At 45.9% G+C, this 17,627-nt stretch carries 14 protein-coding genes; 9 read left to right on the plus strand and 5 right to left on the minus strand.

All coding sequences use genetic code 11. The features are described 5' to 3' along the window. Window positions 1-7 precede the first annotated feature (7 nt). Window positions 8-862: an alpha/beta fold hydrolase gene (locus ACFS25_RS01540; protein ID WP_381496640.1), complete on the minus strand. Its 855-nt coding sequence runs from the start codon at window positions 860-862 to the stop codon at window positions 8-10. Window positions 863-1,128: 266 nt separating this feature from the next. On the opposite strand from ACFS25_RS01540, the gene ACFS25_RS01545 reads away from it, so the two are divergent. Continuing rightward, window positions 1,129-3,174 (plus strand): glycoside hydrolase family 65 protein, encoded by a 2,046-nt coding sequence (locus tag ACFS25_RS01545; protein ID WP_381496641.1) that lies wholly within the window; start codon window positions 1,129-1,131, stop codon window positions 3,172-3,174. A 75-nt stretch (window positions 3,175-3,249) separates the two neighbouring features. Here ACFS25_RS01545 and ACFS25_RS01550 read toward each other — a convergent pair whose 3' ends face one another. Next, window positions 3,250-3,942, minus strand: coding sequence for a TetR/AcrR family transcriptional regulator (locus ACFS25_RS01550; protein WP_381496642.1), 693 nt, complete (start codon window positions 3,940-3,942; stop codon window positions 3,250-3,252). A 777-nt stretch (window positions 3,943-4,719) separates the two neighbouring features. Between ACFS25_RS01550 and ACFS25_RS01555 the strand changes: the two genes are divergently transcribed. Beyond that, window positions 4,720-5,769, plus strand: a complete 1,050-nt coding sequence (locus ACFS25_RS01555) for a ribonucleotide-diphosphate reductase subunit beta (protein ID WP_381496643.1) — start codon at window positions 4,720-4,722, stop codon at window positions 5,767-5,769. 115 nt (window positions 5,770-5,884) lie between these two features. Then, window positions 5,885-6,562 (plus strand): class I SAM-dependent methyltransferase, encoded by a 678-nt coding sequence (locus ACFS25_RS01560; RefSeq protein ID WP_381496644.1) that lies wholly within the window; start codon window positions 5,885-5,887, stop codon window positions 6,560-6,562. On the opposite strand, the gene ACFS25_RS01565 is transcribed toward ACFS25_RS01560, so the two are convergent. From ACFS25_RS01565 to ACFS25_RS01575, 3 genes are all read right to left on the minus strand, one after another. After that, on the minus strand, window positions 6,559-7,515 hold the full coding sequence (locus tag ACFS25_RS01565; RefSeq protein ID WP_381496645.1) for a glycosyltransferase: 957 nt from the start codon (window positions 7,513-7,515) through the stop codon (window positions 6,559-6,561). The genes ACFS25_RS01560 and ACFS25_RS01565 overlap by 4 nt on opposite strands. 113 nt (window positions 7,516-7,628) lie before the next feature. Further along, the gene (locus ACFS25_RS01570) at window positions 7,629-8,084 is read right to left on the minus strand and encodes a regulatory protein RecX (protein ID WP_381496646.1); all 456 of its coding nucleotides are present in this window, start codon (window positions 8,082-8,084) and stop codon (window positions 7,629-7,631) included. A 58-nt stretch (window positions 8,085-8,142) separates the two neighbouring features. Beyond that, entirely contained in the window at window positions 8,143-9,153 is a 1,011-nt protein-coding gene (locus ACFS25_RS01575) for a nucleoside hydrolase (protein ID WP_381496647.1), read from the minus strand. Window positions 9,154-9,237: 84 nt separating this feature from the next. Between ACFS25_RS01575 and ACFS25_RS01580 the strand changes: the two genes are divergently transcribed. From ACFS25_RS01580 to ACFS25_RS01605, 6 genes are all read left to right on the plus strand, one after another. Then, complete coding sequence (locus ACFS25_RS01580; protein WP_381496648.1) at window positions 9,238-10,410, plus strand: glutathionylspermidine synthase family protein; 1,173 nt, start codon at window positions 9,238-9,240, stop codon at window positions 10,408-10,410. A gap of 130 nt (window positions 10,411-10,540) precedes the next feature. Next, a complete protein-coding gene (locus tag ACFS25_RS01585) occupies window positions 10,541-10,888 on the plus strand; it encodes a DoxX family protein (RefSeq protein WP_381496649.1) in 348 nt (115 codons plus the stop codon). 230 nt (window positions 10,889-11,118) lie between these two features. Further along, window positions 11,119-14,070, plus strand: a complete 2,952-nt coding sequence (uvrA, locus tag ACFS25_RS01590) for an excinuclease ABC subunit UvrA (protein WP_381496650.1) — start codon at window positions 11,119-11,121, stop codon at window positions 14,068-14,070. A gap of 97 nt (window positions 14,071-14,167) precedes the next feature. Continuing rightward, the gene (locus ACFS25_RS01595; RefSeq protein ID WP_381496651.1) at window positions 14,168-14,572 is read left to right on the plus strand and encodes a hypothetical protein; all 405 of its coding nucleotides are present in this window, start codon (window positions 14,168-14,170) and stop codon (window positions 14,570-14,572) included. Window positions 14,573-14,703: 131 nt separating this feature from the next. Further along, window positions 14,704-15,951 (plus strand): metal-dependent hydrolase family protein, encoded by a 1,248-nt coding sequence (locus ACFS25_RS01600; protein ID WP_381496652.1) that lies wholly within the window; start codon window positions 14,704-14,706, stop codon window positions 15,949-15,951. Between the two features lie 284 nt (window positions 15,952-16,235). Continuing rightward, window positions 16,236-17,522 (plus strand): citrate synthase, encoded by a 1,287-nt coding sequence (locus tag ACFS25_RS01605; protein ID WP_381496653.1) that lies wholly within the window; start codon window positions 16,236-16,238, stop codon window positions 17,520-17,522. The last annotated feature ends 105 nt before the right edge of the window (window positions 17,523-17,627 follow it).

The raw sequence follows: 17,627 nt of genomic DNA on the forward strand, positions 1-17,627 counted from the left end.
GTGGCTGTTAGTTTGACGCGTTAAGGAACTGGTCTATCTGTCCGAAAAACCACGTTGGGTCATCGTACATAATAAAGTGTTTTGTATGCGCAACTAAAATAGTTTTAGGTTTTAGCAAAGCATACTGTTCATTGAGGATGCGTTCGGTAGTGGATGCACTGTTAAAATATAAACTGCCTATTACCAGGGTTGGCGCTTGAATGGCCGAAATGTCTTTCCGTATATCGGTTGTACTCATTTCAACAAGGGTATAGCCAAGCGTTCGGCGGTCGCTCAACGCCGACCAGTGCGCAATCTGGCGTGCCCGTGTCGAATCCTTTACTTGTGTAAGCATAGATTTAGCCACATTGGCCTCGTAGGAATCCGTTGGCAGATTAACGAAGTTCTGGGCTACTGCATCTGCATTATATATAGGCAGTTTACGAAGTGAATCAGCGGAAATTTTGGGATTGCCCATAGCCGAAATAAACGGTACGCCATCAACACAAATTAATTTACTAATCAGTAAAGGCTCTTTACTGCTAATCCAAAGTCCCATAAAGGCACCGAGGCTGTGTCCAATCAAAATAGGTTTTTGGAGGTGTTTATCCTTTATATACCGAATGATTTCATCGCGAACAGTTTGCAAAATTGGTGTTTTAATCGGTGCTACGCCCGCAAAACCCGGCAGCGTCAGAACATGGCACTGGTAGCGGTCTTTCAGGTGAGCTACGGTCTCATTCCAAACCTCCCCACTGCATGAATACCCAGGTATCAAAATAACAGGCTGACCTTTACCCGTAACGGTTACACTAAATGAAGTTGGTTGAGCAAACCCCAGTTGGCTTGCAACGAGTAGTATAAAAAATAGGAACGTTTTCATAGTGTTTAGCTAGTTGAGATTCGTGAACAGAAAACCGAATTGACGCCATTGCGCCGGGCCTCCAGAGTGATCGTGTTAGTGATTGGAAACCAGTTCTGGCAAAATGTTACAGCGTGTAGGCCATTTTTCTGTAAATTATTTAGTCGGAGAGAAGAGCCATTCTGTTGCTGAGGTCTTACTTCTTACTTGATATGAGGTTATAAACTGATTGGCTTATTTATATTAATGGTATTATTTTTAGCCTTTGTTTCATCTATGCTATACTTATGAAGAAAGAAGGAGTACTACTTGGCTTTTTGTTAACCTTCTGTGGGTTATCAGCTACAGCACAGACGCAACCCGATAATGCAGCCTGGCAGATTGTTGGCCAGAACATTAATCCAGCTACTTATTATGGTATTACCATTGCCAACGGCATGATTGGGCTAGTGTCATCGCCGGAGCCGATGAAAGTGAAAGACGTAGTGCTGAACGGTGCGTTTGATACCTATGGGCGGGGCCGCGTTTCAAATATTCTGAAGGTATTTAATTTTGCCAACATGAACCTTGATGTCGATGGCCAGCGACTAGGTCCGAAAGACATTGCCAACTACCGGCAGACACTTGATATGCAGAAAGCTGCCTTAACGACTACGTTCGATTATAAAGACAAGGTAAGCGTTCGGCAAACAATGATGGCCCTGCGTCATTTACCATTTTCGGAGCTAACAATGGTCGAGATTACGGCAAAGAAAGACTGCGAAATTATCCCGATGAGCGTTATTGAGACACCGGAAAACCTGAAAGAAGTTAAGAACTTTTATTCGGAAATCGACCGTTCCCACGTCACCATTCGCCTGTTGACATCGGTGGCTAAGAGCCCATCGGGTCGGCATACGGTAGCGGCATCTACTAGCTTTATTTTCGAGGAACCACACGGTCAGGAACCCGATGTTATTCATGAAGATTGGGATTATAACATGCATCTTGCCAAGTTCAAAAAACGGCTCAAAGCAGGGGAGACGTATCGGTTTAGCGTAGTGGGATCCGTATCGTCTACGGCTCATACTGCCGATCCACACAACGAAGCAGAACGACTAACACTTTTTGCCGCCCTCGAGCGTCCTGAACGGCTTTTAATGCGCCACAATGCTGAATGGGTCAAATTATGGCAAAGCGATATTGTAATCGACGGCGACCCTGATGCCCAGAAGGCAGTACGGTCGGCACTTTATCATCTGTATTCATTTGTTCGTGAGGGCACCGGCTATAGTTTGTCGCCAATGGGTTTGTCAGGTCTGGGCTATAACGGACACGTTTTCTGGGATACTGAACTCTGGATGTATCCACCGATTCTTACCCTTAAGCCTGAGATCGCTAAATCAATGCTTGAGTATCGGTTTGAGCGTATGAAAATGGCTAAACAAAATGCCTTCAGCCACGGCTATGCAGGTGTCATGTTTCCGTGGGAGTCCGATGCTGACGGACAGGAAGCTACGCCCGTTTGGGCCTTAACGGGTCCGTTTCAACACCACATAACTGGCTGTGTCGGCTGGTCATTTTGGAAATATTATCAGGTAACGAAAGACAAAGAGTGGCTCAGAACGCGTGGTTACCCAATGCTAAAGGAAGTGGCTGATTTTTGGTCCAGCCGCGTTGAACGTGAAGGCTTAGGTAAATTTCACATTAACAACGTAATTGGTGCGAACGAATGGCAGGAAAATATTGATGACAATGCCTTCACAAATGGTATGGCCAAAACCTCGTTAATGTATGCCACGCAGGCGGCTCAGGAATTAGGCATAACCGCCAATCCTGACTGGAAACTCGTCGCTGACAATATTCCAATCCTGAAATTTCCGGATGGAGTTACCAAAGAAAATCGTACGTATGATGGTGTGCAAATTAAACAGGCCGATGCGAATCTACTGGCCTATCCGCTTACTATTGTGAGCGACGAAGCGGCTGTCAAGAAAGATTTGGCCTACTATGAGCCTCGTTATTCACCCGGAGGACCAGCCATGGGCTGGTCGGTATTATCGACGCTACATGCCCGCTTAGGCGAAACGGACAAAGCCTATGACTTTTTTGTCAGAAGTTATAAGCCGAATGAGGTGCCGCCGTTTGGTGTGCTTGCTGAAACAGCCGGAGGAACAAACCCGTATTTTGCAACGGGGGCGGGTGGTATGCTACAAGCTGTTCTGAACGGTTTTGGCGGTATAGAGATTACGGACAATGGTATTACGCAGCTTAAAACGAAACTTCCAAAGAAGTGGAAGTCACTGACAATTAAAGGCGTTGGTCCGCAATTGAAGACTATTCAGGTCAAGTAAATGATAAGCAGTTTACAGTGGGGTGCAGTAACAAGTTTGGTCAACTGCAACCTGTTGTAAGCTGCTTATCAGTTCTTACCATTGTGCCACTGGCAAATGGGCAGATTGGAGTTCCAGTTCAACATCTTTCGCACTAATTGCCATTTTATTCAAGGAGATATAGATGGTTTTTACGGCATTCTCAACGCGTTGCCAGCCATCTTCACTTCGAAGGTCAATGTTAATCATTGTACGATTGTTTTGGGCCATGATGGTCAAGTAATTCATGGCGCCCAGTATGACTGCCGAGATTGCCTGCGTATCCGCTCCTTTTACAAATGAGAGTTGGCTAACAAGCCGTGTCATTTCTTCATCCTGCGCCCGAGCTGCTGTTTCCGCAATCGAATCATTCTCAATAACGCTTGCTTTAAGTACCTCACGAGCGGCCTTGAACGTGCGGAAATATCTATATGTTTGAATAACCTGCCGGTACCAGATTCTGGCTATATCAGATTCGTGTAAAGGACGAATCTGGTCTAAAACTGCAGGTGTAAAGACTGGGAAAAGTTTTCCCATTTTTACGTAGTATTCTAGCAGACCTTCCATTCCGCCAAAATACCTGTAGATCAGAACTTTACTGACATTGGCTTTCTCCGCAACGCGGTTTACACCTACGCCTTCTAAACCGCGTTCTGCAATGACTTCTTCTAACGCTTCAACGATGCGTTGAGTAGTTTTTGAGCGGTTGCGTCTGATTTTTTCATCCTTCTCCATAATAACTGTATTCATTGTAATTCAAGTATATGTCACCTTCTTTGACTATAACTAATTATTAAAGTCACTTTAGCAAGCTTTTATTTGTCAACCGATTAGTATCAACAGACTGTAATGGCACTTGTCAGCAGAGGTAAATAAAGTAGTTACTTTTTCAGGTCACTTACTTGAACATAGACTCCCATATTTATGGAGAAGGTGATTTTTCGGCTTCAATAGGTAGGTGGGTTTGTCAGCTTAGCCCAAAATATACTATACGCAACCGCATAAATTATATGTGCTAACAGTGCCAACAAGTATGATTTGCCTGTCAAAGTTGAATTAACTGGTAAAGTGTTCAATGTGAGATTAGTAGGCACTTTCAAGATTGTATGGCCAGTATGGCCAGTATGTTCGAGAATACTCTACGCATGATATCAACACACTTTGAGTGTTAATAGGCCACTATACACCACTGTATCAACCTAGTGTCAAAGGCTATACTAACTTAATGATCCGGTGTAGTAAGGAGAAACTTGAGGAAGGTCATGCCTCACTCTTTTTTACTTCAAATTGATCTCTTATACTACAACTAAATTATTTCAAGAATTTCGCTAACTTGTTTTGTCTTAACTAACTAATTACGTTCACGTTAGCTTATCCCCTCAACTGTCTCCTGCTAGTTGTTCCACCGGTCTGACTTGTGGATATGAGCAGAAACTGTAATTTTGTTAGACTAAATTTACTCATCAGTTATCTCCTTAACCAGTTCGCTAGGCTGGTTATTTGCACATAAACCGTATACCGAACGCTATGGTACAGAATGATGTGATCGAACCGATCTTAGAAGAAGACAAAGGCCGTTTTGTGTTGTTTCCTATTAAACACTGGGACATTTGGGAATACTACAAAACCCATGAAGCATCGTTCTGGACAGCTGAAGAAATAGACCTTGGCCAGGATATGAAAGACTGGAACAGCCTCAACGATGGCGAACGGCACTTCATATCTCATGTACTAGCGTTTTTTGCCGCGTCAGACGGTATTGTAAACGAAAATCTCGCTGTCAATTTCCTGTCGGAAGTGCAGTATGCTGAAGCTAAGTGTTTCTATGGTTTTCAGATTATGATGGAGAATATCCACTCCGAAACCTACTCGCTGCTAATTGATACGTACATTAAAGACCCCACCGAAAAGGACCGGCTGCTAAATGCTATAGATACAATTCCGTGTGTTCAGAGAAAAGCTGAATGGGCCTTGCGCTGGATAGATAACGGTACGTTTGCCGAGCGTCTTATTGCGTTTGCTGTAGTAGAAGGTATTTTCTTTTCAGGTTCGTTCTGCTCCATTTACTGGCTCAAAAAACGGGGTATGATGCCAGGCCTGACCTTCTCAAACGAACTCATCTCGCGCGATGAGGGCCTGCACCGCGATTTTGCCTGTATGCTTTACACCGACCACATTGTCAATAAAATGCCGGAGTCGGAGGTGTATGACATCATTCGTAACGCCGTTGAAATTGAGCAGGAGTTTGTATCCGATGCACTGCCCGTATCATTGATTGGTATGAATGCCGAGTTAATGAAGCAGTATATCGCCTTTGTGGCCGATCACTTGCTGACGACTCTTGGTTTGCGTAAACTCTACAACGTAACAAACCCATTCGATTTTATGGACATGATTTCGTTGCAGGGCAAGACCAATTTCTTCGAAAAGCGGGTTGGTGAATACCAGCGGGGTGAAGTAATGTCTAAATTCAAGGCAATGAAAGCAGCCGCTTCCCAGCCGCAAGATTCTGAAAACCCAATGCCCGTTGCGGTCACGGAAGAACCCAAAGGCATTACATTCGACGCTGATTTTTAAGAATAGTGTACCTGCTTTTTGAAGAAAAGTCCCGGCATGGCTGCAATCCATACCGGGACTTTTCTATTTTTGACTCACTGTCCGTATAATTCGGGTAGAAACTAAACCTGCCTGAATGAATCGATTAGATGTTATCCAAGCGTTGATGCAACAGAAAAACCGGAAAAACTACCTCGAAATCGGGGTGGAGAACGGTCATATTTTCTTTCGCATCAAAAGCACATTTAAAATTGCGGTTGATCCGAAGTTTATCTTCGATGCCACCCGCCGATTTGGGAAAGCGATTATCAACCCCTATAATCTTAATAATCAGTATTTCGAGAAAACCAGCGACGATTTTTTTGCTCAGGATGCTCAACGGGTCTTCTCTGGAAAAAAACTTCAGCTGGCACTCGTCGACGGAATGCATACCTATCATTTTGCCCTCCGTGATGTTGAAAACACGCTTGCCTACATGGAGGATGACGGTATCATTATTCTGCATGACTGTAATCCTCAGTCAGCTGGTGCCGCCGGGCGTTTTGAAGACTGGGAAGTGGGCGAATGGAACGGTGATGTATGGCGAACGATTATTCACCTACGCAGCCAACGCCCCGACCTGAATGTATTCGTACTTGACTGTGATCAGGGATTGGGCATTATTACTAAAAAGAAACCAGAGTCAGTGCTAAATTTTACGCCCGCTCAAATTGAGGCACTTACTTATGATGGCTTGGTTCAAAACCGCGAGTCGTGGCTGAATCTGAAACCAGCAGATTATTTCTATGAGTATTTTGGGCTGAAAAGGGTTTAGTTCTGCCCACTAATTATCTGTCGATACCGTAAGCTCTCGCGCATGGGACTACCCCGTCCGATAAACCACGCCAGCCGGGCATATACCCGGTTTCGGCGGAATTTGCGTCCGTTCTTGATAAAGTAATACACTCGAAACAGGCCCCGTTCGAACCAGGAATGATATTTCCGGAAATAGTGAAATAGCGAAATGTAGTATTCTTTCTCAACGTCATACGTGCGGATAGTACTTTGCCCAGTGAAATGCACATACTCGGCTTGTGGGACCAGATAAACGTAAAATTCCTTTAACAGTAATCGCTTCGCTAGGTCCTCTTCTTCAACGTACAGAAAATGAGCGATATCGAACCCACCAATCATATTGAATGCTGACGCTCGTACAAATAACGTGCTGCCCATTACAAACGGCACACGGACCGGCTCGGTATAAACCTGCCGTACAGAGGGATAAAGTGCTGGATTGAACATGCGCACAAAACCATGACCGAGGATTTTGCTGCCGAGCGTGGGTAGATAGCCAAAGGTGATCTGCCGGGAGCCATCGCCCGAAAACATTTGCGCCCCACACAAACCCGCATTGGGTGTGGCATCCATGAAATCGGTTAACTGACTGCACACGTCCGTTCGCAACACACAGTCGTTATTCAGAAAGTAATAATAGTCAGTATTTGGATCGGCGAATTGAACACCAAGCATGTTTCCTCCTGAAAATCCAAGATTAATCCGACTGCGAATGAGTTGTATCTGCGGGCCGTTGCGCTGACTCGAATTAGTAATAGGTTTTAAGGCTTCATAATCGTTGACAATTGAATTATTGTCAACGATTATGATCTCGTAATCAACACCTTTTCTATCTACCGGCGCGGTCTTCTCAATGATCGAATCAACACAGTCGTAAGTAAACTGATGAGAGTTATAGTTGATGAGGATAATGGAAACTTTTCGCGGATTCATAGGCACAAAGAACCGGGAATTGTTGGGCGAAATCAACTATAGGGTGTTCGATTCAGCGTACCAATGAAAAACCGCACCGAAGGACTGTTTAGAGATTCAGTTTTCCAGCCACTCTACTCGCCCCCTAACACCGAAAATATCAAGTCCGATTCGTACCCTTTGCTAAGCGCGTAGCGCACAAGTTTTTGTTTGATAACCAATGGATTAGCATCGTGAAGACTCTGTCGTTTTTTGTTTAATAACGTTGTGAGTGTACCTCGGTAATCGTCCGGGGCAATTTCCTTCATGGCCTGATCGAGGTTGTAGCCCGAAATGCCGCGTTGCTTCAGATGTTGTGTGATTTTGCGTCGGCCCCAGCCTTTCACGCGGAATTTTCCACCTGCGAAAGATTTGGCAAATCGTTCTTCGTTCAGGTAATTCTGCTGAATCAACTCAGCAATAACTTCTTCGGCATCATCGCCAAAAACGCCCCAATCCTTCAATCGGTCGCGAACTTCCTGCTGGGTGCGTTCCTGATAAGCGCAGAACATGGCAGCTTTGCGAATCGCATCTTTTACTGAATCAGTCATACAAAAAGATAACACATATTGGCCCGAAATGACTCAGGTTTATAGCTATAGAAGGAGGCTATTCTAGTTGTTTTTTTCCTGGCTGATGCTGCATTAGCTTATTAATCAATACCTCAACCTGCGATGAGGGTATTTTTTCAACTAAATATTGATGGCCCTTTCCCGAATCGTCCCAACCGTTAGAGCCGTCGGCATTCATCGTTAATCTTCCGGATTTGATGGAATAGTAAGGTTCATGCCCTCTAACTCCGACCAGTACAGCGGTTTGGTCCCAGCTCATTCGCCCGTTTTTATCGTCGGCTGATTTGGGCAACGAAATCGTGAATACATCTTTCACTGGGCTATGTTGAATACGGGTGTTCTGGGTCAAGGGTAGACCCGAATGAATCTGTTCACCAATTTCAAAACCACTCATTAGAATAGGCGTCGGCCAGTTGGCAAACACGATTCTTGAGGACGAAGAGTCTCTAAACACGTTGTATTCCCGACCATTCGGAAACTTGCCCGCCATGCTGACCAGATTTTTTACCTTTTGCGCAACTAATGCTTTGCCTGTCAGCTTGGAATATTGGTCAGGTTTGGAGTCAAGTAAATCGGCAAGGTTAGTCAGAAAGCCAACCGTAATGACCGTAACGCTATGATCAGGTTGCTTGGCCAGAATCTGGCGGTACAGCGCAACAGCATCAGGCATATCGTCGTTCGAGCGAACCGTGTGCGGATAGCGAACGACCAGCGTATCAGACCAGTGCTGCGAATCTTTATCGCTGATCGCCTTTCCTTTCGGAACGCCAATAGGTATGTTGGGTCGATTAAAATACGTATTCAGCACACTCAATACCGGCGTTACATTGGGGTAGTTCGTGCTGGCAATGGTTGCCAGAATCCGGGCCTGTCCCTCATCGGCAAAAGCGTGAAGCAGGGCAATCGCTCCAACATCGTCGTAATCCGGTCCCATATCGGTGTCGAAAATAACAGGGATAGCCTGACTCTTTTTATCCGACTGTCCATGAACCAGACCGGCTGTCAGGGTTAGCAGCACACTAGCTAAAAATAAGTATGTTCGAATCATTTGGTTAAGCGAGATTTACGAAAGGCGAATTTCGAATTGTTTTGATAAAGATCGTACTTCGCCTTTTGTAAATTACCAACTGCTATGATTTCTCTCAAAACGCTACCCATACCGCCTGATTCCCAACTACGTAATCTCGGCTGGGATTGGATGCTCGGCCAGGACACGCTACCCTACCTGACAAACGAGGTTGTGACAATTAAAACCGCCGAAGCAGATGCTTACTACGAAGCGACCAACGAATTATTCGAGATGTTCGTCGCTGCTGGTCAGAAGATTATTGATGAGAACCGTTTTGCCGAATTGGGAATCCCCGAAAATCTGATTGACCTGATTAAATTATCGTGGGACGACGACCGAAATATTCATCTCTATGGCCGCTTCGACCTAGCTGGGGGCATTGATGGTCGGGAGATAAAACTCATTGAGTTCAATGCTGACACAGCAACGTGCCTGCCCGAAACGGCAGTGGTTCAATATGCCCACCTCAAGGCGAATGGCCTCAATGACAGTCAGCAGTTCAATGCAGTATTCGAGACATTAACGGGTCAGTTTGAAGAACTGCTGGCAATTAACCCCGACTTGCAACCAACGCTGTTGCTATCGGCCATGCGTGACTTCCCTGAAGACGATACTAACGTGGCTTTACTGGGTGAAGCGGCCCGTGAAGCTGGGTTTGACATCGATTTCGATTTTATAGATAACGTTGATTTTTCGGCAGAAGAAGGCATTTTCTGGCAGAACCCTAAAAACGGGCAGTTCGAAAAAATGGATTTCTGGTTTAAACTAGTGCCCTGGGAAGCCATGGCCGAAGAAGAGCCCGAACTGGTCCAAATCCTAACTGAAATTGTTCGCAAGCGATTGGCCGTCGTGCTGAATCCAGCTTATACGCTGCTTTTTCAGTCGAAATACGTCCTGAAAATTTTATGGGAGCTTTACCCGAATCACCCTTTACTGCTCGAAACAGATACGAAACCACTGCCTAATAAGCCCTGCGTAGAAAAAGTGTTGTTTGGGCGGGAGGGCGCTAACACCCGGATCCTGAATGCCGACGGTAGCGAACGACAGGCTGTGGATGGAGATTATGGCGATTACCCGAAAATATATCAGGAGTATGTTGAATTTCCGCAGGATTCAGCCGGGCATACGTATCAAGCGGGTGTTATTTACGCGGGCGAAGCTTGTGGATTAGGCTTCCGACGTGGCGGCCTGATTCTGGATAATACGGCGGGTTTTGTCGGTCATGTTATTGAATAAGTAGTTGGGTTTCAGTAGTTGACCAGCTTAACGTTGGAAAAGGGTTAATCAAAAACTGGTTGTTTTCCGTTTATGCTATTGGTTCAACCCCCGTATATCTGTCTTACTAAATCCTGCCTACCGATTATTCATGTATAACCTAAGCCTTTATATTCAGGCCATTATCTACATTGCTGCCGGGACGAACCACTTCATCAATCCCAAAACGTATTTGGCTATCATGCCGCCCTACATACCAGCACATAACCTGATGGTAACGTTGAGCGGCATCGCCGAAATAGTGTTGGGCATTGGACTACTGTTTCCGGCTACCCGTTCACTATCGGCCTGGGGGCTTGTTTTGCTGTTGGTTGCTGTATTTCCGGCCAATGTTTATATGGTTACTTCAAGCCGCTTCCGAAAATTGCCTGTCTGGTTGCGGTGGGCACGGCTACCATTGCAGGGCGTTCTGATTTGGTGGGCTTACCAGTATACTTAATGTGTGAAATGTAGTTGAGGTTTCGTTCTACTCTACTTGTGGGACGTTTATGCATGCGAATAGAAGAATATGGTCGAAAAATGAATTGGGCAATATCCATCATAAGTTGAGTACAGCAGGTTCTCATCGAGAAGAAATTTGGGAGGGCCTGCTATTGTAAAAACCTGTTCTTTTTCTGGAAACTACCCCCGCCCGTTTTACGTTGTTCTTTAGAATAACCCATTGCCAGCGTGATTGAAGAAAAAGCAACCGAGCGTCGGCCCGGACTTACCGATATTGACCTGACGGGCCACGACCATATTGAGGTTCTCGGCGCCCGCGAACACAACCTGAAAAATATTGACGTTACCATACCCCGCAACAAGCTGGTGGTCGTGACGGGTATCAGTGGCAGCGGAAAGTCATCGCTGGCTTTCGATACGATTTATGCCGAGGGCCAACGTCGGTATATGGAGAGTTTTTCGGCCTATGCCCGCTCGTTTATTGGCGACATGGAACGTCCCGATGTGGACAAAATCAACGGGCTTAGTCCAGTAATTTCCATTGAGCAAAAGACCACATCTAAAAACCCGCGCTCGACGGTTGGCACGACAACCGAAATTTATGATTTTCTGCGATTGCTCTACGCCCGCGCTGGTGAAGCATTTTCGTACCTAACGAACCGTAAAATGGAACGTCAGTCGCAGGATCAGATTATCGACACGATTTTGGAGCAATATACAGGGCAAAAATTGACGTTGCTGGCACCAATCATCAAGAGTCGTAAAGGTCACTACCGCGAACTGTTCGTGCAGATTGCCAAGACGGGATACACCAAAGTGCGAGTGGACGGTGTAGTGCAGGACATTGTGCCGAAGATGCAGTTGGACCGCTACAAAATCCACGATATAGAAATAGTAATTGATCGGCTCGTGCCGAAAATTGAAGACGGGGATTCGCAGTCACGCTACCGGCTTAGTCAATCTGTACAAACGGCTCTGAAGCAGGGTAAAGGTGCGATGCAGATGCTTGACGGTGCTGACACGCTGGTCTATTTTTCGCAAAATTTGATGGATCCTGAATCCGGTATCAGTTACGATGAGCCATCGCCGAACTCGTTTTCATTCAACTCGCCCTATGGAGCCTGCCCGGTTTGTAAGGGGCTGGGTGTGATTGAAGAAATTACCGAGGAGTCAGTTATTCCTGATAGATCGTTGAGTATAAGCAGGGGAGCTATTGCGCCGTTGGGAGAGTACCGGGAGTTATGGATCTTTAAGGAGATTGAAACGATTCTGAAAAAATACAAACTCAACCTCACCACACCCGTTACTAAATTTCCTGACGACCTGCTTCATGCTCTCATGTATGGTACAGAAGAGGAAGCTATAGATGGTCAACCGGCACAGCCCGCTAAGAAAAATGTTGGACGTGGCGATAGTGATGCGGCATCCCGACCAGAAGATTTTTATAGCTTTAAGTTTGAGGGAATCGTTAACTTTTTGAAGCGTCAGCAGGAAAATAGTACGGATAAAATTCAGGAATGGCTCAAAGACTTTATGGTCGTGAAAACCTGCCCCGAATGTGAGGGCGCGCGGCTGAAAAAGGAATCGTTATACTTTAAAATCGATCAGAAAAATATTTCCGAATTGGCCCGTATGGACATTTCGGAACTAACAATATGGTTTGATGGCGTGGAAAGCCGCCTGAGCGACCGACAAAATATTATTGCTAAAGAAATTCTCAAAGAGATTCGTAAACGTATTGGTTTCTTACTCGATATTGGCCTTGATTATCTGACGCTGGACCGACCTTTGCGGACCTTGTCGGGTGGTGAAGCGCAACGCATCCGGTTAGCTACGCAAATCGGAACGCAGTTAGTGGGCGTTCTCTACATTATGGATGAACCCAGTATTGGTCTCCATCAGCGCGACAATGTGAAACTAATTGATTCGCTAAAGAACCTGCGCGATTTGGGTAATACTGTTCTGGTCGTTGAGCACGATAAAGACATGATGCTCGAATCAGATTTCATTCTCGACATTGGTCCGGGCGCAGGTCGGCACGGGGGGCAAGTCGTTAATCAGGGAACACCCGATGAATTTCTAAAAAACAAGTATGCCGGACCGGCGGGCAGCAGCACAACAGCCGATTACCTGAGTGGTCGGCGAGCCATCGAAGTACCTGCCGAACGCCGGAAAGGTAACGGCAAGTTCTTGATTATCAAGAATGCAACGGGTAACAACCTCAAAAACGTAACCCTGAAACTGCCACTTGGGCGCATGGTGACCATTACGGGCGTATCGGGCAGTGGTAAGTCGTCATTGATTCACGATACGCTGTTTCCGGTGCTGAATCGGCATTTTTATAAGTCGAAGCGTGAACCGCTACCGTTCAAAACGGTGGATGGACTGGAATATCTGGATAAAGTAATTGAGGTAGATCAGTCGCCCATTGGCCGAACACCTCGCTCGAATCCGGCAACCTACACGGGTATGTTTTCGGAGATAAGAACATTGTTTGCTGAGTTGCCTGAAGCTAAGATTCGGGGGTACAAACCTGGTCGTTTCTCGTTTAACGTAAAGGGTGGCCGTTGTGAAGATTGCGAGGGCGCGGGCATGAAGAAAATCGAGATGGAGTTTCTACCCGACGTGCATATCATGTGCGAAACCTGTAAGGGAAAACGCTTTAACCGCGAAACGCTTGAAGTGCGGTTTAAGGGTAAATCTATTGCGGACGTACTTGATATGACGGTTGAGCAGGCATTGGATTTTTTCGCGAGCCAACCCAAAATCCTGCGTAAAGTAACGACAATGAACGATGTCGGATTGGGTTACATTACGCTTGGTCAACACGCCACGACGCTGTCGGGTGGCGAAGCCCAACGCGTGAAACTTGCCGAAGAATTGTCGAAGAAAGATACTGGCAAGACGCTCTATATCCTCGACGAACCAACTACGGGGCTGCACTTTCAGGACATCGCGCACTTGCTTGACGTTCTGAACAAACTCGCCGATAAGGGTAATACTGTTCTCATTATTGAGCACAACTTAGATGTGATTAAGGTATCTGATCACCTCATCGATCTTGGCCCCGAAGGCGGTAACAAAGGTGGTTACATCATTGCCGAAGGCACACCCGAAAAGGTGGCTGAAGTGAAAGGAAGTTATACGGGCAAGTTTTTGAAGATGGAGTTGGCGGGATAAAATACACTGAATCGGATAGATGCTAAGTCGACCATATTTAGCATTCACCTGATTCAGTCTACCTTAGCAAGGTCAAATCAATACGTAAACTAATTTCATGCGTAACCCTTTCTTTTACGTTTTACTCCTGGTGCTAGTCGTCCTGGACGCCTGGCTACTGTCTCACCCCAATCTGATTGGTCAAGCTGGGGTGTTCTTTTTTGATTATTCCTACCTCGAAACCTTTCCGAAAGCTCTGGTTACGGTCTCCGTCGTAGTGGGTCTAACTCTGCTGATAACGTGGTTGATTGGCCGATTGGGGCAAGCTGTATATATGGTATTAATGGTTGCGTTGCTGGCTGCGTCAATTTACTATCTACTTCAGAGCTTTACCCAATATAATACGGGAATCTACAAGCTTACTGGTGACGGATTTCGGACTGGTGCAATCCTGTTGCCGGCCTTGTTAGTGCTACTATTTGGAAAGAATGCCTGGGATGTTATAGTATCAAAGCGTCGTTGATTGATAATTATGTTCTGTATTTCATCCGTCATATTGTTAATTCTTTAGGGATATCCGTGCTAGTTGAGAAAAACGACCACTGTAGCTCATAAGCGTCTTTGCCTATTTCTAATTTTATCACTTCCTCTCTTATGAACAAACTGTACTTTCTGATACTCTGGTTTCCTGTGTCACTTTTTGCACAGCCAACGTATCTTCTCAAACCTGACCGCGTTTTCGATGGAGAAACTACCCACGAAGGCTGGGTGGTTCGGATATCGGGTGATAAAATTGAATCTGTCGGTGCGGCCAATACTGTTTCGGCAACTGGTGCTGAAGTCGTCGATTTGAAAGGCACCACTTTAATGCCTGGTCTGATTGAAGGCCATTCGCATTTGCTGTTACACCCTTATAACGAAACGCCCTGGGATGATCAGGTGTTGAAAGAAGCCCGTTCGCTACGAGTGGCGCGGGCGACAGTTCATGCCCAAAAAACTCTGTTAGCAGGTTTTACAACCGTTCGTGACCTCGGTACAGAAGGCGCAGAGTACGACGATGTTGGCCTAAAGCAAGCCATTAACAAGGGTATCATTCCCGGACCACGCATGATCATTGTTACGCGGGCGCTTATAGCCACGGGTAGCTACGCGCCCAAAGGCTTCAGCCCGGATATAGATGTGCCACAAGGTGCCGAAGAAGCTGATGGTCACGATGCACTTATTCAGGCTGTTCGTCGGCAGATTGGCAAAGGAGCTGATGCCATAAAAATTTATGCTGACTATCGTTGGGGGCTAATGGCTGAGGCTCGGCCAACTTATACTATCGAAGAAATTAAACTCATTGTCGACGTTGCTAAAAGTAGTGGTCGAGGTGTGGCTGCTCATGCCAGCACGGCTGAAGGAATGCGCCGGGCCATTTTGGGTGGTTGCGAAACGGTTGAGCACGGTGACGCCGGAACGCCTGAAATTTTTGCGCTTATGAAACAACATGGCACCGCACTTTGTCCAACATTGGCGGCTGGAGACGCTGTTAGCCAGTATCGCGGTTGGAAAAAGGGACAGGAGCCTGAACCTGACCGGATAAAACAAAAAAGAGTGACCTTTAAGCAGGCACTGGATGCGGGAGTGACGATTTGTGCGGGTGGCGATGTGGGGGTATTTAGCCATGGCGACAACGCACGCGAACTGGTAATGATGGCGGATTATGGTATGAAACCACTTGATGTTCTGCGCTCAGCTACATCGGTCAACGCCGATGCGTTTCACTTGGCCGACCGGGGACGGGTTCGATCGGGTTTGCTGGCCGATTTAGTGGCGGTAGATGGTGATCCGACCAAAACAATTACCGATGTACAGCGAGTTCGAATAGTCATGAAAGGAGGAATTTTCTCCAAACGATAATGAGAAAACTTATTGTGAATTCTTTAAGTTACATTTTAATACAAACGTAACACGGCTTTTTTTAGACAATTTCATCTGTCGTTTGGGTTTTTGGACTAATTTCGCCCGGTGTGGACTGGACTATTCAGTCTGCTGGTGCAGTGGATTTGTCCGGTTGGTTCAATGCCAGTATTTTACTTGGTGTGGTTGCTTCGCTGAAGCAGAATCTGTCCAATCGAAATGTGTCCCGATGCCCAATAAATGCCTAATTCATTATCTCTGATTACTCTACCCTGATTTTTTGTATGGCAAACTCCGCTGAATTAACCGTCGATGGTAAAACGTATTCATTTCCGACCTTAGAGGGAACCGAACATGAAAAAGCCTTCGATATCTCGAACCTCCGTGATCAGACGGGCTATGTTACCTTGGACCGGGGTTATAAAAATACCGGTGCCACAAAAAGTGCCATCACGTTCTTGGATGGAGAACTAGGCATTCTGCAATATCGGGGATATTCTATTGAAGATTTGGCCGCCAAAGCATCGTTTTTGGAAGTCGCCTATCTCCTAATTTACGGCGAACTGCCGACACAAGAAGAATTCTCCACATTTGAAACGGCTATCCGTCGTCATACGCTGGTGAATGAAGACATGCGGAAAATTTTCGATGGTTTTCCGGTTAAAGCCCACCCTATGGGTGTTCTGTCGTCTTTGGTTAGCGCAATGAGTGCGTTCTATCCTGATCTGGAAAGTGGCAAGGGAGAAGATCAAACCGACGCGCACATTATTCGGTTGCTGGCTAAATTACCAACCATTGCTACCTGGTCCTACAAACGGTCATTGGGTCATCCGGTTAATTACCCCAAAAATAATCTTGACTACATACCGAACTTCCTGAACATGATGTTCTCGTTGCCAGTCGAAGATTATACCGTTGATCCGGTGGTGGCCGAAGCATTGAACGTGTTGCTTATTCTCCATGCTGACCATGAACAAAACTGTTCAACTTCAACGGTCCGACTTGTAGGGTCGTCTCAGGCTAATATCTATTCGTCCATTTCGTCGGGTATCAGTGCCTTATGGGGTCCGTTGCATGGTGGTGCCAATCAGGAAGTAATTGAAATGCTCGAAGATATCAAAGCCGATGGCGGAGATGTTTCGAAGTACATTGATATGGCCAAAAATGCGAAAACAACGGGCTTCCGTTTATTTGGTTTCGGCCACCGGGTGTATAAAAACTTCGACCCTCGTGCTAAAATTATCAAAAAAGCAGCCGACGATGTACTGAGCAAACTCGGTGTTAACGATCCAATACTCGAAATTGCCAAAGGGCTCGAAGAAGCCGCGCTGAACGACGAGTATTTTGTGTCACGCAAACTGTACCCAAACGTAGATTTCTACTCGGGTATTATTTACCGTGCTTTGGGTATCCCAACGAACATGTTTACCGTGATGTTCGCGATTGGTCGTTTGCCGGGCTGGATAGCGCAGTGGAAAGAAATGCGTGAACAGAAAGAACCTATTGGCCGTCCGCGTCAGATTTATACTGGCGCAACGCTACGCGAATTCAAATCAATTGATAAGCGGTAGTTACCTCCTTATTTGAGAGTAAACTGCATACGTGTAAAATAAAAAGAGGTAGCTAATGTGGATTAGCTACCTCTTTTTATTTTACACGCCGAATATCCTGATTCA

Source organism: Spirosoma flavum (assembly GCF_042686045.1).
Classification (GTDB): domain Bacteria; phylum Bacteroidota; class Bacteroidia; order Cytophagales; family Spirosomataceae; genus Spirosoma; species Spirosoma flavum.